21 protein-coding genes are annotated in these 21,620 nt (G+C 66.9%); 8 read left to right on the top strand and 13 right to left on the bottom strand.

Annotated elements, in window-relative coordinates:
- Positions 1-4 precede the first annotated feature (4 nt).
- The 12 genes from ACTXG6_RS11025 to ACTXG6_RS10970 form a co-directional block, all read right to left on the bottom strand.
- Positions 5-1,444, bottom strand: a complete 1,440-nt coding sequence (locus ACTXG6_RS11025; RefSeq protein WP_445187671.1) for a dihydroorotase — start codon at positions 1,442-1,444, stop codon at positions 5-7.
- Positions 1,441-2,190 (bottom strand): hypothetical protein, encoded by a 750-nt coding sequence (locus ACTXG6_RS11020; RefSeq protein WP_445187670.1) that lies wholly within the window; start codon positions 2,188-2,190, stop codon positions 1,441-1,443. Before ACTXG6_RS11020 ends, ACTXG6_RS11025 begins: the two co-directional genes overlap by 4 nt.
- Positions 2,191-2,264: 74 nt before the next feature.
- Complete coding sequence (locus ACTXG6_RS11015) at positions 2,265-3,725, bottom strand: ABC transporter permease (RefSeq protein WP_445187669.1); 1,461 nt, start codon at positions 3,723-3,725, stop codon at positions 2,265-2,267.
- Positions 3,726-3,856: 131 nt separating this feature from the next.
- Complete coding sequence (locus tag ACTXG6_RS11010; protein ID WP_445187668.1) at positions 3,857-4,633, bottom strand: ABC transporter ATP-binding protein; 777 nt, start codon at positions 4,631-4,633, stop codon at positions 3,857-3,859.
- 17 nt (positions 4,634-4,650) lie between these two features.
- On the bottom strand, positions 4,651-5,757 hold the full coding sequence (locus ACTXG6_RS11005) for an ABC transporter substrate-binding protein (protein WP_445187667.1): 1,107 nt from the start codon (positions 5,755-5,757) through the stop codon (positions 4,651-4,653).
- A gap of 133 nt (positions 5,758-5,890) precedes the next feature.
- Positions 5,891-6,802, bottom strand: coding sequence for a 2-hydroxy-3-oxopropionate reductase (locus tag ACTXG6_RS11000; protein ID WP_445187666.1), 912 nt, complete (start codon positions 6,800-6,802; stop codon positions 5,891-5,893).
- A 193-nt stretch (positions 6,803-6,995) separates the two neighbouring features.
- The gene (locus tag ACTXG6_RS10995; protein WP_445187665.1) at positions 6,996-7,796 is read right to left on the bottom strand and encodes an IclR family transcriptional regulator; all 801 of its coding nucleotides are present in this window, start codon (positions 7,794-7,796) and stop codon (positions 6,996-6,998) included.
- A 473-nt stretch (positions 7,797-8,269) separates the two neighbouring features.
- Positions 8,270-8,533, bottom strand: a complete 264-nt coding sequence (locus ACTXG6_RS10990; protein WP_445187664.1) for a DUF6247 family protein — start codon at positions 8,531-8,533, stop codon at positions 8,270-8,272.
- Positions 8,431-10,173 (bottom strand): PHA/PHB synthase family protein, encoded by a 1,743-nt coding sequence (locus ACTXG6_RS10985; protein ID WP_445187663.1) that lies wholly within the window; start codon positions 10,171-10,173, stop codon positions 8,431-8,433. The genes ACTXG6_RS10990 and ACTXG6_RS10985 overlap by 103 nt, the downstream gene beginning before the upstream one ends.
- An 85-nt stretch (positions 10,174-10,258) precedes the next feature.
- Entirely contained in the window at positions 10,259-10,993 is a 735-nt protein-coding gene (phbB, locus tag ACTXG6_RS10980; RefSeq protein ID WP_445187662.1) for an acetoacetyl-CoA reductase, read from the bottom strand.
- A gap of 3 nt (positions 10,994-10,996) precedes the next feature.
- The gene (acs, locus tag ACTXG6_RS10975) at positions 10,997-12,970 is read right to left on the bottom strand and encodes an acetate--CoA ligase (protein ID WP_445187661.1); all 1,974 of its coding nucleotides are present in this window, start codon (positions 12,968-12,970) and stop codon (positions 10,997-10,999) included.
- Positions 12,971-13,346: 376 nt separating this feature from the next.
- Positions 13,347-14,234, bottom strand: coding sequence for a helix-turn-helix domain-containing protein (locus ACTXG6_RS10970; protein ID WP_445189972.1), 888 nt, complete (start codon positions 14,232-14,234; stop codon positions 13,347-13,349).
- A gap of 182 nt (positions 14,235-14,416) precedes the next feature.
- On the opposite strand from ACTXG6_RS10970, the gene ACTXG6_RS10965 reads away from it, so the two are divergent.
- The 5 genes from ACTXG6_RS10965 to ACTXG6_RS10945 all read left to right on the top strand — a co-directional run bounded on the left by ACTXG6_RS10965 (position 14,417) and on the right by ACTXG6_RS10945 (position 18,247).
- A complete protein-coding gene (locus ACTXG6_RS10965) occupies positions 14,417-15,820 on the top strand; it encodes a DHA2 family efflux MFS transporter permease subunit (RefSeq protein WP_445187660.1) in 1,404 nt (467 codons plus the stop codon).
- A gap of 50 nt (positions 15,821-15,870) precedes the next feature.
- Positions 15,871-16,212: a carboxymuconolactone decarboxylase family protein gene (locus ACTXG6_RS10960; protein ID WP_445187659.1), complete on the top strand. Its 342-nt coding sequence runs from the start codon at positions 15,871-15,873 to the stop codon at positions 16,210-16,212.
- A 20-nt stretch (positions 16,213-16,232) separates the two neighbouring features.
- Positions 16,233-17,255, top strand: a complete 1,023-nt coding sequence (locus ACTXG6_RS10955; RefSeq protein WP_445187658.1) for a zinc-dependent alcohol dehydrogenase family protein — start codon at positions 16,233-16,235, stop codon at positions 17,253-17,255.
- Between the two features lie 31 nt (positions 17,256-17,286).
- A complete protein-coding gene (locus tag ACTXG6_RS10950) occupies positions 17,287-17,694 on the top strand; it encodes a (R)-mandelonitrile lyase (RefSeq protein WP_445187657.1) in 408 nt (135 codons plus the stop codon).
- Between the two features lie 67 nt (positions 17,695-17,761).
- Positions 17,762-18,247 carry an MEDS domain-containing protein gene (locus ACTXG6_RS10945; protein ID WP_445187656.1) on the top strand — a complete coding sequence of 162 codons (486 nt, stop codon included), beginning with the start codon at positions 17,762-17,764 and terminating at the stop codon, positions 18,245-18,247.
- Between the two features lie 73 nt (positions 18,248-18,320).
- Here the strand turns inward: ACTXG6_RS10945 and ACTXG6_RS10940 are convergent, their stop codons facing one another.
- On the bottom strand, positions 18,321-18,866 hold the full coding sequence (locus tag ACTXG6_RS10940; RefSeq protein ID WP_445187655.1) for a hypothetical protein: 546 nt from the start codon (positions 18,864-18,866) through the stop codon (positions 18,321-18,323).
- Positions 18,867-19,144: 278 nt separating this feature from the next.
- Here ACTXG6_RS10940 and ACTXG6_RS10935 point away from each other — a divergent pair, with 278 nt between their 5' ends.
- Genes ACTXG6_RS10935 through ACTXG6_RS10925 form a run of 3 tightly spaced genes read left to right on the top strand, consistent with a single transcriptional unit; the run spans position 19,145 to position 21,616 of the window.
- The gene (locus ACTXG6_RS10935; RefSeq protein WP_445187654.1) at positions 19,145-19,921 is read left to right on the top strand and encodes an MEDS domain-containing protein; all 777 of its coding nucleotides are present in this window, start codon (positions 19,145-19,147) and stop codon (positions 19,919-19,921) included.
- Positions 19,888-21,369 (top strand): YHS domain-containing protein, encoded by a 1,482-nt coding sequence (locus ACTXG6_RS10930; RefSeq protein ID WP_445187653.1) that lies wholly within the window; start codon positions 19,888-19,890, stop codon positions 21,367-21,369. The genes ACTXG6_RS10935 and ACTXG6_RS10930 overlap by 34 nt, the downstream gene beginning before the upstream one ends.
- A 10-nt stretch (positions 21,370-21,379) precedes the next feature.
- Entirely contained in the window at positions 21,380-21,616 is a 237-nt protein-coding gene (locus ACTXG6_RS10925; RefSeq protein WP_445187652.1) for a hypothetical protein, read from the top strand.
- Positions 21,617-21,620 lie beyond the last annotated feature (4 nt).

Raw genomic sequence — 21,620 nt, 5'->3', positions numbered from 1 at the left:
TGGCTCAGCCCACCTCCGAGGTGACGGCCGCTCGATTGATCTCGGACAGGTTGGTGTCCGTGAAGCGCTGGTTCAGCATCTCGCCTCGGAAGTCCGGGTTCGGGAACTTGCCGTCGAGGTAGGCCAGCGTTCCGCCGCACACGGTGGCATAAGGCCAAGCACGCAGCGTCATTCCTTCATAGGGCGAGTAGTCGACGGCAGAGTGCAGTTCATCGGCCCTGATCAATCGGCGTCCCTCGTCGAGCACAACGAGGTCGGCGTCGGCGCCGATCTCGATGCGCCCCTTACTTGGCAGTCCGAAGCGGTCGGCGGCGTTGCGTGAGGTGAGTTCGACGACCCGTTCCACGCTCATCCCGCGCTCGTAGACGAGGTGGGTGAGCAGCAGCGGCAGCATGAGGCCGATTCCGGGAAGTCCGGGTTTGGCGCTGTCCCAGTCCTTCTTGGCCGCGCTGGGCCAGACGTTGTGGTCGGAGCCGAAGAAGTCGATGTCACCGGCGAGCACCGCGGCGGTGATCGCCTCAGCCAGCTGAGGGTCGCGCAGCGGCGGCGCGACCTTGCCCTCGGGCCCGATCGCGGAGTCGGTGGTGAGCAGCATGTAGTGCGCGCAGGACTCCAGGGCGGACCCCGACCATCCGGACGCCTGACGGGCGCGGATCGCCTCGAGGCTTGACACGTGCACGATCGTGACCGGGCACCGCGCCTCCTCGGCGAGGTACATCGCGGTCCACGCCGCGTCGCCCTCGGCGATTGTCGGTCGGGAGCGCTCCCAGCCTGACAGCGAGTCGAGACCGAGGGCGGCCTCGTGCCGCATGCAATGGTCGACAATGTCGCCGTCCTCAGCGTGCACGAGGGCTTGCGCGTTGTGTGCCGCGATCTCGGCGAAGGCTAGGCGCATCTCTGCGTGGTTGAGGCTGCCGATTCCGCCGAGGTTGCGGGCCTCCTCACCTCGGTACGGCATGAAGAGCTTGAAGGTTCGGATGCCCCCGGCGACGGCTTCAGGGATCTCCGCGACCTGTCCCATGTCCATGAGGCAACCGTGGAAGAGCAGGTTGATCATGGACTGTGACGTGGCGGCGGCGAGACTCATCCGGTAGGAGTCGAGCAGTGATGGCGGTCCGAACTGGACGTAGTTCAGCGCGGTTGTGCACCCGCCGGCCAGCGCACCTCGAGATTCGACGGCGAAGTTGTCGTCCGGGCCGAGCCCGGGGACGTGGTTGAACTCCGGCGCCCGCTGGTTGATGTGGGCATGTGTGTCGATCGCGCCGGGGATGACCCAGCGGCCCTCCGCGTCCAGCGTGGTGGCCGCCGGACCGAGGTCTTCCCCGTCGCCGGAGATCGCCACAATGTGCCCGTCGCGAACCGCGATGTTGCGCAGGGTGGTGTCCGTGCTCGACAGCCGCGCGTTCGTGACGACGAGTTGCAGGCCATTATCGGGTGATGTCACTGCTGGTCCATCCAGTTCTTTTCGAGATAGTCGGGTTGTACATAGCCGTGGGACAGTTGCCGCGCCAGCCAGGCCGGCCGGCGCGATTGGGGTAGGTCGCGGTACTCCCGCCAGAGGAGTCCGATCGCGGCGCCGGCGAATGCCTGGTAGTCGAGAACGTCGTTGAGCCGGTCTGGGCTGTCGAGTAGGGCCGCCGCATCCGCCGGCTCCAGGGTGCGCGGCGCGAGGTCGACGAACGCGGCGAAGCAAGCGGCCTCCACCTCGGCGACTCGGGCCAGGCTCGGCCGCCCGCCGGGAAGCGAGTCAACCTGGTTGACCAGCTCGTCGTAGAGATCGAGCCATTGGCCACGCCGCGGTTCTTCGAGCCAGAGCGCCGCGCAGAACAGCATGAGCGAGTGGTGGCGGATCATGCTGTAGCCCTCGACGAGCGGGCGCAGCTGGATCTGCAGGACATCGTTGGTCAACGACATCTCCAGCCTGCTCTCGTCCTCGAGCAGCACGGCAAGCTCGGGCCGGCGCCTCAGCGCCGGGGCGTAGGCCCGTCGCAGCAGTTGGAGGAAGAACGCGCCGTCGGGCAGGTGGCGGACCTGGCGTGGCACGGTCGCCGGCTCCAGCCAGGCGAGCATGAAGTTGCCGAACACGCCGTCGGCCGCCGATGCCACTCGGTGCGGGACAACCGGCGCAGGGTCCGCGACACTGCCGGCCTGAGCTACCAGCGGTGCCGCGAGCTCGTGGGCTTTCAGCACCCATTTGTTCGCTCGGTCATCCTCGACCGGACTCGTCCGCCACCACGTGGGTGCGCTTGTCATGCCATCCCCGTTCACTGAGTAAGCCGCGCAAATGTCGCTGACTCGAGCCGCGACAAAAGCGCATACAAAAGCGCCGTGACAGCGGTGAGAACCGTGAGCGCCGACCAGAGCGTCAGGTACTCGGAGCTGCCGATACTGATCGCGACGACGTTGCCGATGCCGTTGCCGGTGGCAAGGATTTCGGCGAGGACCGCTCCCAGGATCGACCCGGGGAGCGCGACTCGCGCACTGGCCGCGAGCGCGGGCGAGGCATAGACCATCTGGATGCCGAAAGCTCGCATCCGGCCCATCCCGTAGACGTGGGCAAGTTCAGTCGCGGGTTTCGGCACCGCGCGCAGCGCCGCGAGGACGATCACCAACGTCGGGACGAAGGTCACCGCGCCCGCCAGCACCGCAACGGTGGCCAGGCCGCGGCCGAAGATCAGCGCGATGAGCGGTGTCATCGCGACCAACGGGACAGCGCGCAGCGTCATGACGATGGGCAGGAACATGCCCTCGACCAGCTTCGAGCTCAGGAATAGGGCCGCCGCCGCGATGGCCACAGCGGTGCCGACGGCGTACCCGATCGCCGCGTCGCGCAGAGTCTGTGCCAGCTGCTCGAACATGTGGCCCAGGTGGGCGCCGGCGCCTGGTCCGGTGAACAGGTAGGAGAACACCTGGTCCGGCGTCTTCGCTATGTAGGAGCTCAGGCCGAGGCCTTTGACCAGCCCGTACCACAGGACGATGACCATGGCGAACGACGCGACCGTGCGCGACAGGCCACCCAAGCCACCCTTACCGTCGTTGTCCGGAGATGCGCCGGTCAGTTCCGTTGTCGTGTCGCTGAATGCGAGGCGCCGCGCCAGCGCACCGATGCCGAGGTACACCACCGTCGAAACCAGCGTGGCCAGGATCGCAACAGCCCAGGCCCGCTCCACTTCCAGAGCCTGCTGTGCCTGCACCAACTGGGCACCCAGTCCCGCGTCACCCCCGAGGTACTCCCCGATCATGGCGCCGACCATCGCGGCCGGTGCCGCGAGACTCAGCGCGCCGGCTATCGAGGGCACAGCCGCGCGCAACCGGACGCGAAGCAGCGTGAACCACTGAGGTGCCCCGCACACGTGGGCAAACTCGACCGCGGCACGGGGGGCGCTAGCGAATCCGAGGAGGGTGCCCAGCAGCGTCGGGAAGAACACCGACAGCCCCGCCATCACCACCTTGGTCTGGTCCGGGTCGAACAGAACGATGAGCAGCGGCGCGACGGCGATCGTCGGCGTCGAGTAGGTAGTCATCGCGATGCGGGTCAGAATGCTCGCCAAGGCGGGCACAGCCAGGCACGCACTCGCCACCGCGAACGCCGCCAGGTTGCCCCAAAAATAACCCTGCGCCGCCTCCAGCAAGGTCGTCCGGACGTGCACCAGGTAGAAACCGTCCTCGATGAGGGCGGTCACCACCTGGCTGATCGTCGGGACGATGTGCTTGCCCGCGGCCACCGTGACCGCGACGACCTCCCACAGTGCGAGCAGGACGAGGACGCCGGCAAGCGGTGGCAGCCAACCTCCCGTTCGCAGCCGCAAGCCCCACCCGGGGAGGCTCCTCGTCGGAGCCGACACCTCCGCCGTGCTCATGACACGACCGCGCTCGGCGTCGTGCTCCGACCGTCGAACAGCACGGCGCTGAGCCGGTCGGTGTAGGTGTGGAACTCCGGCGAGCGCAACATGTCCGGCGTGCGGGGCCGGGGCAGCTCGATCGGAATGGTCTCCACGACGTGCCCTGGACGTGGGGCCATGACTGCCACCGCGTCGGAGAGGAACACCGCTTCGGGGACTGAGTGGGTGACCATCAGAGTCGTCGTCTGACGCTCAGCCCACACTCGCAGCAGCTCCAGGTTCAGGCGCTGGCGAGTCATCTCGTCGAGTGCCCCGAAGGGCTCGTCGAGCAGTAGGAACCTCGGCTCATGGACCAGCGAGCGCGCGATCGCGACCCGCTGGCGCATACCGCCGGACAGTTGCGACGGCTTTGCCCGCTCGAACCCGGCCAGGCCGACCAGTTCGATCAGCTCGTGCAGCGCGGCCTCTGATGCCGGTAGGCCCGCGGCCTGCAGTGGCAGCTTCAGGTTGTCCACCACGCTGCGCCAGGGAAGCAACGCCGAGTCCTGGAACGCGATCCCGAGGTGGTGGTTGAGCCTGGCGACAGAGGGCCTCTCGCCGTGCACGAGCGCGGTCCCGCTGGAGGGTTGCTCGAGATCAGCGAGGATCCGCAGCATCGTCGACTTGCCACAACCGCTCGGCCCGAGCAGCGACAGGAAACCGCCCTGGGGCACGTCGAGGTCGACATTCGACAACGCGACGACAGTCTCCCGGTGAAGCACGAATTCCTTGGTGACGCCTCGAACGAACACGCCTACCTCGCCGCCGCTCATACCGTCGCCCTGCCCTTGTAAACCTCCTCGAGGATCTGCCGCGTGAACATCGACGGGTCCGCGTTGACGCCGCCCAGCTTCAGTGAGTTGACCGTGCCGGCGATGAGACCGTCGGACATCCAGAGCAGGCCGTGCGCCTTCGTCTCGTCGGTCTGCACGACATCGATCTCGGATCTGATCGCCATCTTCTGCTGGTTCATGTCCAGACCGAGGTCCTTGCCGTACCGGTTGACCGCGAGATCGGCGGCAGCGTCGGGGTTGGCGAGCGCGTCGGTCCACCCCAGCGACTCACCCTGCATGAGCGCAACGATCTGGGCGCGTTTGACAGGGTCGTCGAGGCTCGACTGCTTGACGATGTAGGACTCTTCCATCAGCGGGTAGCCGAAGTCGTCGAGCCGCATCGTGTAAGGCTCCACGCCTTTGATGCGCAAGAAATTCGGCTCGTTGCTGTAGAAGCCCATGATCCCATCGAGCTCACCGGTCACCAGTGGCGTCGGGTCGGACTGCAGTGGAACGATGGTGAAGGTCGACTGGTCCACCTTGTTTGCAGCGAGGAACGCGGTGAAGACAGGCATGTCGAGCGCCTGCACACCGATCTTCTTCCCAGCAAGCTCCTGCGGAGTCTTGATCGGAGCAGCCGCGCGAGAGATGAGAACAAAGGGGTTCTTCTGGAAGCCAGCAGCAATGATCTTGATATCGGCGCCGTTGTCGATTGCCTTGACCGCCTGTGCCGTGTGAGTAATTCCGACCAGCGCGCGTCCGGACTCCACAACCGGTTCGACCGTCAGGTTCGGCCCACCGGAAAGTAGGTCGACCTGCAGGTTGCGATCCCGCCAGTAGCCCTTCGAGTCGGCGAAGAAACTCCCCGCGAACTGCACGTTCTTGATGAACACTAATTGCAGGGCAGCCTTGCCGCCGCCGGCTGACTGCGGTGCCCCGTTGTCAGTGGCCGGTTGGGAGCACCCTGCCAACAGAGCAACCGCGGCCAGCAGGGCAGCAGCGCCGCTGAACGCGCGGAAAAGATGACGTCGACGCTTGGGTCCGTGGCCGATTCGGCCAGTTGTGAGGTCGCCGTTGCCGACGAGCAGATCGTGGGGACGCATGCTTACTGACTCCTTAGACAGCGCGGACAGAACAGACAGGGCGCGACCGAGGGCTCGGCACGCCGGCGGAACCGTCCGCGCGGATTGAGCTGTGGGACGTCGTGCCGGAGCTACCAGTGCGGAAGAGAATTCGTCAGACCGTGCTCGACGCTGCACCGCGACCGGAGAGTTCTTCGACTGTTCTCAACAGGGCGGAGTGGTCGAGCCCGCCGTGACCCTGGGCGTTCAACGAGGCGATCAGCCCGGCGACCTGGGCGCCGAGCGGGATGGCCACGCCTGCCTCACGCGCAGCCTTGGTGACGATGCCCATGTCCTTGTGGTGCAGAGCGACCCGGAATCCGGGCGCGAAATTGCGATTGAGCATGTTCGCGGCTTTGCGCCGCAGGACCGTGCTGCCAGCCAGACCGCCGCCGAGAACTCTTACGCCAGCCTCGGCGTCGACACCGTGCGCCTCGAGAAAGACGATGGCCTCGGCGAGCAGCTCGATGTTGCCGGCGACGATGAGTTGGTTCGCCGCCTTAACCGTCTGACCCGAACCGGACGGACCCACGTGCACGATGGTTGCACCGACGGCTTCGAGTACTGCCGAAGCCGCGTCGAAGTCCTCGGCCGCTCCCCCGACCATGATCGACAGAGTCCCCTCGATCGCACCGCCCTCTCCACCGGAGACCGGGGCGTCGAGCACCCGCATACCCCGATCCGCGCCCTGAACGGCCATTCGCCTCGAAACCTCGGGCAGGATCGAGGAGAAGTCGATGATCAAACTCCCCTTCGCGGCGTTGTCGAACACCCCGCCCGGACCGGCAAGCACGAGTTCGACGTCCGTCGAGTCCGGGACCATGGTGGCAATGACATCGGCGTTGTCGACGGCCTCGGCGATGCTGGCGGCCCCCCGGCCTCCCGCCTCGATCAGTGCCGCGACCGCCTCCGTTCCGCGGTTGAAGCCGACCACGTCGAAGCCGGCACCCACGAGATTCGCCGCCATCGGGCGGCCCATGATTCCCAGCCCGATGAACGCGATCTTCGAAACCGTGCCACTACTCATGGTGGACCCCTTCAACGCGCTGAGGGCAATCTAGTTCCGCTGTGCGAAACTCTCGGTTCCTTGTGTGGACCAGTAGACCTGGCTGAAGGGGACCGCGTCAACGAAGAGCGCAGGGGTTTACGACGCTGTAATGCAGTGAATGGGGTGTCACATCAGGCGAGGAGTCGCCGGACACCAGAGGCACGAGCGAGGTTCAGCCCGCGGATGGCCGATCGAGGTGCAGCTCAGTGGCGAGCTTGTCGGCCGCGTGAGAAAGCAGGGGTACGGCGTGCCGGACCAACTCGTCGGACATGCGAGTCAACGGGGCAGACAGCGAGACCGCCGCGCGCACCGGTGAGCCTGGCACGGCCACCGCGACGCAGCGCACGCCCAGTTCCTGTTCCTCGTCGTCAGTCGCGTATCCCTGCCGGACGACCTGGTCGAGCTCAGCGGAGTAGGCAGCAAGGTCGGTGATGGTGGCAGGGGTGTAGGCAGGCATCCCCGTTCGCCGGACGATCGCCAGCGCCTGCTCACGGGGTAGTTGCGCGAGCATCGCCTTCCCCGACGCCGTGCAGTGCGGCAGTGCCAGCCCGCCGACCTCGCTCACCATGCGCATGGCGTGGCGGCCCGGCACCTGCGACACATCGACGATCCGATCGCCTTCGAGCATCGACAGGTTTGCGCTCTCACCCAGTTCGTCCGCGATCTGCTGGAGGTGAGGTGCCGCCCAGTGGCCGAGAAGCCTGTTGGAGGCGCCTACCAGCCGCGCGAGGCGGGGGCCGAGGGCGTAGCCGCGGGAGGGTTCCTGCCGGACGTACCCCAGAGCCACGAGCGTGCGGATCATCCGATGCACACTCGGCTTCGGAAGGTTCACCCGAACGGCCAGCTCCGAGAGCCCTACTCTGCCGCCGGCATCCGCCATCGCCTCCAGCAACTCGAAGGCACGCTGCACCGAGTGGATACCGGAGGTCGAGCGGATCGACTGGGTGTCATCCCTCGCGCCATCGTTCAGCAAAGTCAACCTCTCGGACTCGAAGCTCCGAACACGCGGCAGCCGATCTGACTATATCCGCACCTCCAGCGTCGGGGCCGCGCGTCACGCGCAGGTCACCTCTGCTGGCATGACACGCACACATCGTCGCGATCTCCATGGGGGATCTACCCAGCCCACAGGCGGACCAGTCGATCGCATACGGTTGGCCGCGAGCGAACTAGACCGAACATGAGCGAGCGCACGAACCAATGAAGGGTCTCAGTTGAACTGAGACCCTCAGCAAGCTAGTTGATCATGTACGGTACGATCGCAGCAGGTCAACACGGTGGCCAGGCGGGTCGGACTTCACTTCCGCGAGCGCAACGAGCGCGCCCGAGGGCAGCGCGCGGATCTGAGCCTGTGCGACCGGATCGACATCCCGCCTGTAGCTCAACGGCGACTACACCCGCAGCCGCGCGCGCAACTCGTCCCAGGAGACCGCGCCAGGGGCTCGCTCACCGGTGCGAGTGCGGCGCTCCGCGTGCGAGCAGCCGCCGGTAGCCGTCATGCCCACGTGCGGAGGTCAGCCACGCGACCCGACGCCACGCCTCCAACGTCCGGTGTACCTCGGTGAGATCCAGCGACTCGGTCGCGGCGGCCATCACCTCGCACCATGCTAGCCGCGGACGTAGCTGCCCGGTGCGTCCTCGCGCGGGGGGTGGGTCGCGTTTCCGAGCGGTCGAGGATCGCGTCGCTCCCCGGCGTGCTGAGCGATCCATTCCGTCCAGTCTTCCCACCAGCTCTTGGTCTGCTCAGTGGCCTGGGACCGCCATGCGTCGGACTCCTCGGGCAGAGTGTCGGACTCGCTGTACCAGTGCTTCGACTTTGGGCTGGGCGGGTTGACCACACCGGCAATGTGGCCCGAATTCGATAGCACGAAGCGCACGGTGCCGCCGAGTAGGCGGGCCCCACTGAATACAGCCGGCCACGGTGCGATGTGGTCATCCTCGGCGGTGACCACATATCCGTCCTGGTGGATCTGGCCCAGATCCAGTCGCTCATCGGCAAGACTCATCTCGCCTTTCGCCAGTTGATTCTCCAGGTAACACGACCGCAGGTACTCGAGGTGCATGCTGGCTGGCATGCGGGTCGAGTCGGAGTTCCAGGTGAGCATGTCGAACGGCGCCGGATCCTTGCCCAGCATCCAGTCGTTGATCACGTAGTTCCAGACTAGATCGGTCGCCCGGAGCAGGTCGAACGTGGTCTTCATGTCGTCGGCCGGCAGGTAGCCGGACCGACTTATCCGTTGCTCCAGCCGGGCAACAGTCTCCTCGTCGGTGAAGACTCCGAGCTGCCCCGGTGCCTGAAAGTCCAACAGCGTGTTCAGAAGCGTCAGAGAGGAGATCCGCTTCTCGCCTCGGGCCGCCAGCCATGCCGTGGTCGCGGCGCCCAGGGTGCCACCCAGACACAGCCCCACCAGGTTGACCTCCGGTGCGCCGGTGATCTCCTCGACGACGTCGAGTGCGGCCAGCGGGCCCTCCCGCAGGTAGTCACTCATCGTGACGTCGCTCAGACTCTCGTCGGGGTTGCGATAGCTGATCATGAAGCAGGTATGACCGTGTTGCACGGCCCATTCGACGAGACTCTTCCCTGGCGCCAGGTCCATGATGTAGTACTTGTTGATCCACGGCGGGCTGAACAGCATCGGCACCTCGTGGACGGACTCGCTCTGCGCCTCGTACTGGATCAGCTCGATCAGCCGGTTGCGATACACCACCTTGCCCGGCGTGATCGCCAGTTCTCGACCGACCTGGAACTGGCCGGGGGTGACCTGGCGCGGCCAGCCGCGGTTGGTGATCACGTCCCGCACGAGATTGCGCATCCCGCGGACCAGGCTGAGCCCGCCGGTGTCGATCGCCTGCTTCAACGGAGCCGGGTTGGTCAGCGGAAAGTTCGTCGGCGCGGTGCCGGCGATGAGTTGCCCAACGGCGAAGTCCAGCTTCGCGCGGCTAGGGGGGTCCAATCGTGCTCGCTCGGCCAACTCGCGGACACAGTCGGAGAACAACTTGTGTTGCTGACGCGCCAGATAGAACCAGGCGTTGGAGGTATAGGCAGGATCCGCATAGCGACGATCACGCGTGTCCAGGTCAGCGGGCCCTGTCACATCCAACCCGACGGCACGCAACAGGGTTGTCAGCGCAGCCTGGGCGCTGCGTGCGGAAAAGCTTGTCGCGGTCTGGGTGACCCCGAGCGGCTGGCCCGCCAGGGATGCGACCGCCCGGCGCAGCGCGCCGGAGACGCCCACCGGGTCCACCTGAGCGGTGACGGCATCCGTGTCCATCAGTTCGCGAAGGTCGGCGACGAAATCGCCAGCTGTCTCTTGCAACCTGTTGATCGACTCTTGGGTGGAAGTCAACATTGACTCCTGTTTCTGTTCAAGTCAGCTGCCCGGGCGCCTCAGGTACCTCCAGGTGTGAGGTTGTGCCGGGACAACCGAGGGCTGGTCACATGGCCAATCCGCCATTGATCGAATACACCTGGCCGGTGATGTAGGCGGAGTCTGGGTCGGCGAGGAACTCCACCACCCGCGCGACCTCATCGGGCTGACCGAGCCGCCGCATCGGTATTCCTGAGATGATCTTGTCGAGAACCTTCTCGGGTACTCCGGCAACCATGTCGGTCTCGATGTAGCCGGGCGCCACGCAGTTGACCGTGACGCCCTTGGTGGCCGCCTCCTGAGCCAGGCTCATGGTCAGTCCGAACAGCCCCGACTTCGCGGCGGCATAGTTCGCCTGGCCCATGTTGCCCTGCTCGCCGATCACCGAGCTGATGTTGACGATGCGTCCCGACCCGCGCTCGCTCATGTGCGTGTAGACGAGCCTGGACAGGTAGAAGGCGCCCGAGAGGTTGACCTGGATCACCCGGTCCCAGTCGTCGGGCTCCATCTTGTGCATCATCCTGTCCGCGGTGATGCCGGCGTTGTTCACCAGCACATCGATCCGCTCGTGCTGTTCCATCACCTCGTCGACCACCCGTTGGCAGTCCTCCTTGGATCCGATGTCGCCCTGGTGCACGGTGCAGCCCTGGTACTCGTCGGCGATCTGCTTCGCCGCGTCCGGGCTGTTGGAGTAGCCGATGGCCACCCGCATGCCGTGCCCGGCCAGGCGTCGGCTGATCGCAGCCCCTATCCCGCGCCCGCCTCCGGTGACCAGGGCAACCTGATCAGTCATGTCCGTCATAGCTCAGCCCTTGCCCGCCTTGACCTGCTCCTGCATCGTCTCCACCACTGTCGGGTCGAGAAGGGTGGAGGTGTCGCCCAACGGCTCGCCCTCGGCGATGTTCTTGAGCAGCCGGCGCATGATCTTGCCGGACCTGGTCTTCGGCATGTCCGGTGTGAAGATCACCTCGGCCGGGCGGGCGAGCTTGCCGATCTGCTTGGCGACGTGCTCGCGCAGCTCCGCGGCCAGTTCGTCCGTGCCCTCGCGGTCCCCCCTGAGCGAGACGAAGGCCACGATCGCGTGCCCGGTATCCGGGTCCTTGCGGCCGGTCGCCGCCGCTTCCGCGACGGAGTCGTGATCGACCAGCGCGCTCTCCACCTCGGTGGTGGAGATGCGGTGCCCGGACACGTTGGTGACGTCGTCGATGCGGCCCAGCAACCAGAAGTCGCCGTCCTCGTCCACGCGGGCGCCGTCGCCGGCGAAATAGGCGTCGGAGTACTTCGACCAGTAGCTGTCGCGGTAGCGCTCGTCGTCGTTGAACAGACCGCGCATCATGCCCGGCCACGGCGAGCGCAGCACCAGATTGCCGCCACCGCCCGGCCCGACCGTGTTGCCCTCGTCGTCGTAGATCGCGGCGTCGACCCCGGGGAACGGTTTCGTCGCCGATCCCGGTTTCAGCGGCGTGATCCCCGGTAGCGGCGTGATGAGGATGTGCCCGGTCTCGGTCTGCCACCACGTGTCGACCACCGGACAGGTGCCGCCTCCGACATGGCGCCGATACCACTCCCAGGCCTCGGGGTTGATCGGCTCGCCGACACTGCCCAGCACCCGCAGCGAGGACAGGTCGTGGGACTCGGCATGTTCGGGCCCCCACTTCATGTGCGAGCGGATCGCGGTCGGTGAGGTGTACAGGATGTCGACCCCGTACTTCTCGATGATCGACCACCAGACGTCCTTGTCTGGGTGGCCCGGGGTGCCCTCGAAGAGCACACTCGTCGCCCCGTTGGCCAGTGGGCCGTAGACGATGTAGCTGTGCCCGGTGATCCAGCCGACGTCGGCTGCGCACCAGTAGACCGAATCGGGTTTGAGGTCGAAGACGTAGTGGTGGGTAGTGGCCACGCCCGCCAGGTAGCCGGCCGTGGTGTGCACGACGCCCTTGGGCTTGCCGGTGGTGCCGCTGGTGTAGAGCAGGAACAGCAGATCCTCGGAGTCCATCGGTTCGCACGGGCAGGACTCTGGATCCTCGCTCTGGTCCGCCACGAGGTCCTGCCAGAAGACGTCGCGGCCATCCTGCATCGCGACGTCGCCGCCGGTGCGTTGCAGCACCACGACGTGCTCGATCTTGGTCCGGACGCTCGACAGACCCTCGTCGGCGTTGGCCTTCTGCTCGACGGTCTTTCCGGCCCGCATCGCTTCGTCCTGGGTCACTAGAACGGTGCAGCCCATGTCCCCGACCCGCTCGGCCGCCGCTGTGCCGCTGTAACCGCCGAAAATCACGGTGTGCGGGGCCCCGAGTCGGGCACACGCCAGCATCGCGACAGCGATCTCCGGCACCATCTGCAGGTAGATCCCGACCGGGGTGCCCTTGCCCACGCCCAACGACTTCAGCCCGTTCGCGAACTTGACCACATCGCGCTGCAGGTCGGCGTAGGTGATGTCGCGACACGCGGGGTCGTCCGGGCCACTGTCGGGCACGAAGTGGTAGGCGACCTTGTCGCCCTGGCCGTGCTCCACCCAGCGGTCCACGCAGTTGTGGGCGGCGTTGAGCTTGCCGCCGAGGAACCACTTCGCGTACGGCTGCTCCCACTCGAGCACCTGCTCGTACGGAGTGAACCAGTCGAGTCGTTGTTTGGCCTGCGCATCCCAGAAATCCTCCAGGGACGCGTCGTAGATGTCGGGCTGTGCGTTGGCCTGCCGGGTGAATTCCCCGTCAGCCTCGTAACGCTTGGTGTCCTTCGCCAGTGTGTCGATCGTCGTCGACGTGTCGTCGTCGGCCACGGTCTCCCTCCGTCCAGACGGTTTCGGTACGAATCTGACCACTTGATGGCGTGTGGTTTGCGTCACTAGCGTTACCGGTGCGGCGCTGGCCGAAACATGCGATTCGCCCCGCGCCGACTTGTTGACCAGCAATGATCAGGTGTCGCCTGCCGGACAGCGGTGCCTGAAATGACGCAGCCGCCGGTAATTCCGCCCCACTCGGCACCCTGACTGTCACCTCGTCGCGGGGGTTCGACGGGGCAGCGAGCCCCCGGGCGGGTTCTCCCTGGACGCCAGTCAGGCTGTAGACGACAACCCTGAAGACTGATCAGATGCGGCAAAGATCAAGGCACTGGCGCCTCGCCTCCACACCGCCAGGTCATGAACTGGTCGGGCATTAGTTCACCTTCCCGTGAGGTTGTGGGTGCGCGGTCCAGCTGGCGAGCAGATTCAGTGCTTGTTGTGAGGGTGTGTCGGGTGCGGCGGTATAGGCGACGATCGTGAGTCCTGGGTCGGCGGCGATTTCGAGGGCTTCGTAGTCGAGGTCGAGGTCGCCGACGAGTGGGTGGGTGAGCGGTTGTGCGCCGCTTTGGTAGTACTTGACGTCGTGGGCGGCCCAGCGTTCGCGGAATTCCTGGCTGCGGGTGCATAGCTCGCCGATGAGATCGGTCAGTGCCCGGTCGTAGGGGTCGCGGCCGGCTTCGGCGCGCAGGCTGCCGACGGCGGCGTGCGCGATGCCGTCCCAGTCGCGGTAGAACCCGCTGGCGCGGCGGTCGAGGAAAACGAATCTGGCGAGGTTGACCGGCCGGGCGGGGTCTTCGAAAGCTGGTGCGTAGAGGGCCTGTCCGAGGTGGTTGGTCGCGAGGATGTCGAGGCGTCCGTTGCGGACGAATGCGGCGGCGCCGGTCATGGTGTCGAGCAGGCGTTGCACGCTGGGGCGCATCTGCGCCCGAGTGGGGCGGCGCCTGGGTGATCGACGGGTGTTGCCGGTGTTGGCGGTGCGCACGAGGTCCTCCAGGTGGGCGCGTTCGACGTCGTCGAGATGCAGGGCGCGGGTGATCCCGTCGAGCACCTCGACCGACGCGCCGCTGGCGTCTCCGCGTTCGAGCCGGGCGTAGTACTCGATGGAGATCCCGGCCAACAGCGCGACCTCTTCGCGGCGTAGCCCCGGTACCCGTCGTCTGCCGCCGTAGTTGGGCAGCCCCGCCTGGTCCGGGGTGATCCGGGCCCGGCGGGTGGTGAGGAACTGGCGGATCTGCGTCCGGATGTCATCCCCGCTGTGCACCTTGCTGAGGTTACGGCCGCCGCGCGCGGGTAGGGATGCCCTGCCAGTACACCCATCAACAGGCACTCCCTCACGACGCGAACCGGTGGTTTCGTGGATGTGTCACCGCCGGCACGGCCGGTCAATGAGCACCGGGAGCCCTTCGAATGTCCGAGAGTCACACCCCCGCACGGTCACAGCAGGTGGGGTCACGACAGGCGAGGTCGCGGCACAGTGTTGCGACGCTGTCGGCGGCGGTGCTCGGGTTCTTCGTGATCACGTTGGACGCGGTCGTGGTCAACGTCGCGCTTCCCTCGATCCGGGCCGATCTTGGTGGCGGGATGACCGGGTTGCAGTGGGTCCTCGACGGCTACACGTTGATGTTCGCTGCCCTGTTGCTGTCCAGCGGGGCTCTGTCGGATCGGATCGGTGCGAGGCGGGCGTTCGGTGCCGGCATCGTGGTTTTTGTGGTCGCGTCGGCCGCATGCGGGTTGGCGCCCGGTCTGGCGGCGCTGGTGGTGGCCCGGTTCGTGCAGGGCGCGGCGGCGGCGGTGATGACGCCGGCGTCGATGGCCTTGATCGGGCAGGCCTACCCCGATCCGGTGCGGCGGGCCCGCGCGGTCGCGGTTTGGGCGATGGGCGGCGCGGTGGCCTCGACCTCGGGCCCTCTGTTGGGTGGGCTGCTGACGTTGGTGTCGTGGCGGCTGATCTTCGTGATCAACGTGCCGGTGGGGGCGGTGGCCCTGGTGCTGCTGGCCCGCAGAGCGCCATCGCCGCGGCGTCGGGCGCGGTTCGACTGGATCGGGCAGATCACCGCCGTGGCGGCCATGGGCGGGTTGACCTTCGGGGCGATCGAGGCGGGCGCGGTCGGGATCGGCGCTCCGAGGGTGCTCGCGGCGTTCGTGGTCGCCGTGGTCGCGCTAACCGTGTTCGTCCTCGCCGAGGCCCGGATCCTGCATCCGATGGTGCCTTTGGGGCTGTTCCGGAGTCGGAACGTGGCGATCTCGAACGCGGTCGGGTTCGCGTTCGTCGTCGGTTACTTCGGTTTGCCGTTCGTGATGAGCCTGTACCTGCAGCAGCTACGCGGTCTGACTCCGGCCGGGACCGGGCTGGTGTTCGCGCCGATGATGCTCACCGGTCTGGTGCTAACCCCGTTCAGCGCCCGGATCGTCGAACGGGTCGGCGCCCGCGTGCTGGTCGTCGGCGGACTCACCGCGATGACCGCCGGCTTGGCGGCGCTGGCGTTCGCGCCGCCGGCAACCCCGTTCTGGGTGCTGGCCGCGCTGATGGTGCTGGTCGGGCTGGCCGGCCCGCTGACCATGCCACCCACCATGGCGGTACTGCTCAACAGCGTCCCGGGCCACCAGGCCGGCACCGCGAGTGGGGTGTTCAACACCAGCCGCCAGGTCGGCGGCGCACTGGCCGTGGCGGTGTTCGGTGCGCTGCTCGCCCAACCCGCCGGGTTCTTGACCGGCATGCGCACCAGCCTGCTGATCGCCGCCGCCGTCGCCGCCCTCGGGGGTGGGTTCGCACTGCTGCTCGCCCGACCCGCTCACACTCAGCCCTCACCGACCGGCCACGAACTCGCCGAGGTCGCGGCGACATGACCGAACAAGCCGACCCGGCCGCTGCAACCTCAACAGACAGGGAGAAAGACATGACCGCTGGTACCGAACCCTCAGGCGCACAGAAGATGTTCGGTGACTTCGCACCGGCGCTGGTGCACTTCACCGACGACGTCCTGTTCGGCGAAGCCTGGACCCGCCCGCAGCTGACCCCGAAGGAACGCAGCCTGATCACCGTGGCGGCGCTGATCACCGGCGGGAACACCGAACAGCTCGTCTTCCATCTCGGCCTGGCCCGTGACAACGGCGCCACCGCCGAAGAGCTGATCGAGGCCATCACCCATCTGGCGTTCTACGCCGGCTGGCCCAAAGCCATGTCCGCGATGGCCGTCGCCAAACAGGTCCTCAGCGAAGACCCACGTCCCAGCAACTGAGAACGGAAGGCACACGAACCATGCGCGGAGCTGTCCTGCACGCCCCCGGCGACATCCGGGTCGAACAACGCGACGACCCCACAATCGCCGCATCCACCGACGCCATCATCCGCGTCACCGCGACCTGTGTGTGCGGGTCGGACCTGTGGCCCTATCGGGGCATCGAACAAGTCGAGGGTCCCGCCCCGATGGGGCACGAGTACGTGGGCATCGTCGAGGAGATCGGCGCTGAGGTCACCACCGTGAAACCGGGCCAGTTCGTCGTCGGGTCGTTCTTCGCCTCCGACAACACCTGCCCGATCTGCCAGGCCGGCTACCAATCGCGGTGTGTGCACGCCGAGCTGATGGGCACCATCGGCACCCAGGCCGAGTACGCGCGCATCCCCCTGGCCGACGGCACCCTCGTCGCCACCCCCGACCTACCTGGGGATGACCTGCTCCCGAGCCTGCTCGCCGCCTCCGACGTCCTGGGCACCGGATGGTTCGGCGCGGTGGCCGCCGAGGCCGGCCCGGGTAAGACCGTCGCCGTGGTCGGCGACGGCGCGGTCGGGTTGCTCGGAGTGCTCGCCGCCCGCCAGTTGGGCGCCGAGCGGATCATCGCGGTGAGCCGGCACGAGTCCCGCCAGAACCTGGCCCGCGATTTCGGGGCCACCGACATCGTCACCGAACGCGGCGATCAGGGCGCCGACGCGGTCAAGGAACTCACCGGCGGCCTCGGCGCCCATTCGGTGATCGAGGCGGTCGGCACCCAGGAGTCGCTGATGCAGGCCATCCGCTCCACCCGACCCGGCGGGCACGTCGGCTACGTCGGAGTCGCCCACGACGTGACGCTGCCCGGCGACGAGCTGTTCTTCTCCGGCATCCACCTGCACGGTGGCCCGGCCCCGGTCCGCCGCTTCCTACCGGAGCTGATCGAGCTGATCTGCAACCACACCATCGACCCCGGCAAGGTCTTCGACCTCACCCTGCCACTGGAGCAGGCCGCCGAGGGCTACCAGGCCATGGACGAACGCCGCGCCATCAAAACCCTGCTGCAGCCCTGACCCACCCCGCACTCCCACCGGAAGGAACACCATGGAACTCAAGACCGTCAACCCCACCGCCAAGGCACCCGCCGACAGGTTCACCGGCGACGTCTACGTCACCTCCATCTACAGCGGCACCGAGCCGTCACGGATGACCGTCGCCCTGGTCCGGTTCACCCCCGGGGCGCACACCAACTGGCACCGCCACGGCGTCGGCCAGACCCTGCACGTCACCGAAGGAGTCGGCCTGGTCGGCACCCGAGACGGCCACGTCGTCCGAGTGCGAGCCGGTGACACCGTCATCTGCCCACCCGACGAGGAACACTGGCACGGCGCCGCCGCCGACACCTTCATGAGCCACCTCGCCATGCTGGAGAACCTGCCCGACGGCGGTGACCCCACCACCTGGCTCGAACCGCTGCCCTACCAGGACTACCAGGCTGCCGACCAGCGATGACCGGCAGACACCAGCACCCGGCGACAGCGCGGGCAGGCAGACGCCGGCACCGACTCAGCACCGGCACTTGGAGCACGTCATGAACCCTGGGCTTGACGAGAGCGAGCAATGCCTGTGCATCGGATCCGGCCGCGACATCTCGCAACTGACGTCGGTGCTGTCTCGACACCAGTTCGACGGCGCCCTTCTCCAGGTTGTCGAGCCCGAGGACGCATGTCCACCGGACGGTTCCTTCGAACCCGAGAGCGCCACCGACGCCATGCACAGGTGGTCGGCCACGGCGTTCGACGAGAACGGATGCGACTCTGCTCGCGCGATTGCTGACATGACCTGGACGGCGCCCGACGCGTCCACACCGTCGATCGATGGTCTGGCCCGCTTCGAGGGAGGCGTCACCGAATTGGCCCGGCGCCGACCGCAGGTCTGTGTCTCGATGTACGACCTGAACACCTTCGGAGGTGCGATGGTCCCCACCATGGTGACCTCGCACCCCAAGGTCTGGATCTGTGGCGCAATCGTCGAGAACCCCTACGCGACGCCGATGATCGCCTAGCGGAGGACGAACCGCCGCCGAGAACCACCCGAGCAGCTTCTTCCGCTATTCGCCTCCAATAAGGAAGCGTTGCTCACTGCCGTGTCGGTGGATACGGTCCACGGCCAGCACCACGGACGCGCTTGGTGCCCTGTCTGACCTGCTGTCTGAGTTTCTGGGACGTGCTCCGCTCAGTGCGATAGATGGCCGCACTGTTGAGCGCTGCGCCGGCCTGTCGGGCCAGTGTCCCGATCAGGAACCGCTCGTTGGGCGAGGGCGCGGCCGGTGCGGATACGACGAGGTAGCCGCGGTGCCGACCTAGCCCGCGCAGCGGGTATGCCCATGCCCAACCCGTTGTAGGTAGGGTGAGCGGCCCGTCCGCGCCTGCCAGCGCGTCCAGCTGGGTTCGTAGTCCGGGATCGGAGCCCCGGCTGGGCCGGTTTCCGTTTCGCCGGATTTCATCGCGGACGAGGTAGGTGCCCTCGACACGGCACGGTCCGAGGGAAGGCACGGCACTGGCCACAAGTTCGAGGATCTCGTCATCCTCGACACGGCCCTGCAGTAACAACGAGAGGGCGAAGAGCCCACACAGGTTGGTCAGCTGCTCGCGCAATCTGGCGATTACCTGCCTGTCGTCCATCGAGCGAGCTCCATATGCGAGGACCGCCCCGCGAGCGTGAGGCGCCTGGCGCCGCGGATCGCGTGGTAGTTGAACTATGGCCGACGGTCAGCGGGGGCAAGCATGGACCCCCCGGGTTGAAACCGGGCTACCTAGTCCGGCCCATCGGGCCCAGACTCACGACCCGCGCGCCCAGTAGCTGGTCAGTTGGCTGTGCGCTGTGCCAGGGTGGCTTCCGGTATCAGTGAGACAGCCACGGAAACCGGCTCCGGCCCGCGGTGGGCCTGTGAAGATCGGCGGTGTCCGCGTCAGCGAGGGGGATCGGCGCGGGAACCGCATTCCTCTCATGCTCCTCCAATCAACTTCTGCTGATCGGGTGGTGTGTCGTGTCCAATGGCATAACCCTGGGAGTCAGCGGCATCGAAGCCGAACTCGGTGATCACATCTGCGGCCTGTACCGCGGCGAGTCGCAACGAGATCAGGTCCTGATCCCGTTCCTGGAGGCCGGCCTGAGGGCGGGCGACAAGTGCCTCTGCGTCGTCGACGGGACCGATCCGACAAAGATCGTCAGGACTCTCGAGGCCCGCCTCGACGCCTCGGCGGTCGTCGACAGCAAGCAGCTCGAGGTCATCCGCGCGTCCGACATATACCTGCGGTCGGGCGCATTCTCCGCCGACGAGGTGATCGGCGCGTGGAAGGCCGCGATGTCGGACGTGATGTACGACGGGCGGTTCGACGCCGTGCGCGCGGTGGAGACGTGGTCGCGGCGCGACGTCGTGCCCGACGCTAAAGAGCTCCTGGTGCTCGAGTCCGAGATGAACCGGTACCTGCCGCTCTTCCCGCAGGTCATCGTGTGCCTGTACGACATCGACCGCTTCGGGGGCGGGATCATCATCGATCTGCTCAAGTCTCACCCCCGGGTGCTGGTGGGCGAGGTGCTCCTCGAGAACCCTTACTACCAGGCACCCGATGAGCTCCTAACCGAGGCGGCGCAGGGCGGCGGGGGTGTCACCGCGAACTCTGAGATCCAGAAGGCGGCGCAATGGTACTTCGACGAGACGACTGGCTCGACCTAGCCCGCAAGGTCGACTGGACCCCCCGCTACGTCGACGAGCGGGAGCTTTTCCCTGAGGAGATCTGCGGCCACCCGTGGCTGACGCACGACGCGTGGCGCGGCTGGAACGAGGTTTACCGCACAACCTACCGCGAGTACGTCGCAAACCAGCGCGACAAGGACGCCGCGGTACTCGGCGTGCGCGCCGCGCTCAGCAAACCGCGCCTCTTCGAGGAACTCGACCCAGGTTGGGTGCAGCTGGTCAAGTTCCACAACGGCGCGATCGCCCTGGCGGAGTACGCGGGCGCGGTCGCCGAACTGCGTATGGCTCGTTTCGGGCGCGACAGCGCCTGGCGGATGATGGCGAGCCTGGGAGCGCTCGACGAGATCCGCCACACCCAGATCCCGTTGCTGATCGGCCACGACTTGCTGGCCTACGACGGCAACTTCGACTGGACCCACAAGGCCTACCACACCAACCAGTGGGTGATCATCGCAGCGCGCCATCTGTTCGACGACATGTTCCTCGCCGCCGACGCGGTCGACCTCGCGATCCAGCTCAACTTCGTGTTCGAGACGGGCTTCTCGAATCTTCAGTTCATCGCCATGGCGGCCATGGCGGACCGCGCCCACCACCATCTGTTCGAGAAGACGCTGGCGAGCATCCAGACCGACGAGGCCCGTCACGCCCAGATCGGCCACCCGGTCCTGCGGACGCTGCTGGAGAACGGCTCCCGCGAGCGGGCTCAGTACCTGGTCGACAAGATGTGGTGGCGATCCTGGCGGCTGTTCCTCGCACTGACAGGAACCGCCATGGAGTACCTCACCCCGCTCGACGCGCGTGCGCGCTCGTTCAAGGAGTTCATGAGCGAGTGGGTGATCGAGCAGTTCATGAAGAACCTCGCCGAGTTCGACCTCGCTCGGCCCTGGTTCTGGGACCTCTTCATCGAAGAGCTTGACTACGCCCACCACAGCTTCCAGCTCGGGCTGTACACGTACCGGACCACCCTGTGGTTCGACGTCGCCAGTCCCGACCGCGCCGAGCGAGAGTGGCTCAACGACAAGTACCCGGACTGGAACGAGACCTACGGGCCGCTCTGGGAGCAGCTCGAGCGACGCTGGCAGGCCGGCGGCGAGAGCGGCACGCTGTCCTACGGGCTGCCCGCGCTGTGCAACCTCTGCCAGCTCCCGACGTTGTTCCTCAAGCCCGGGATGAACACCGCGTGCACCCTGGAGATGGGCGGTCGCCGCTATCTGTTCTGCTCCGAGCCGTGCCGCTGGATCTTCAGCAACGAGCCCGCACGGTTCGCCGGGCACAAGAGCGTCGTCGATCGCATCGTCGCCGGAGAGGCGCCCGGCAAACTGACGGACCTGCACGAGTGGATGGGTCTGGAGGCGCCGGTGGAGACCGGCAAGGACCTGCGCCGCGGCCTCGACCCGTGGCGCCTCGACCCCATCCCGACGGCGTGAGGCTGCAGCGGTGCGCATTTACCTCTTCGGTTACGCCAGCGACGACTTCGTGGGACGCGTGGTCGTCACCCCGGACGAGCGCACCGTGGCGCACCTGGCCGAGCAGCTGGTGTCCTGGGGTTTGGCGCCCGAGCGGGGCGGCTTCCTCACGGTACGCAACGAGGTCGGCGACCTCCTCGATCCCGCTTCGACCATCGCCCAGTCGGGGCTCGGACCTGGCGACATCTTCACGGTCGAGCGAGGTTGAGAGC

Source organism: Pseudonocardia sp. Cha107L01 (genome assembly GCF_052566575.1).
This window is presented reverse-complemented; position numbering and strand designations above follow the sequence as displayed.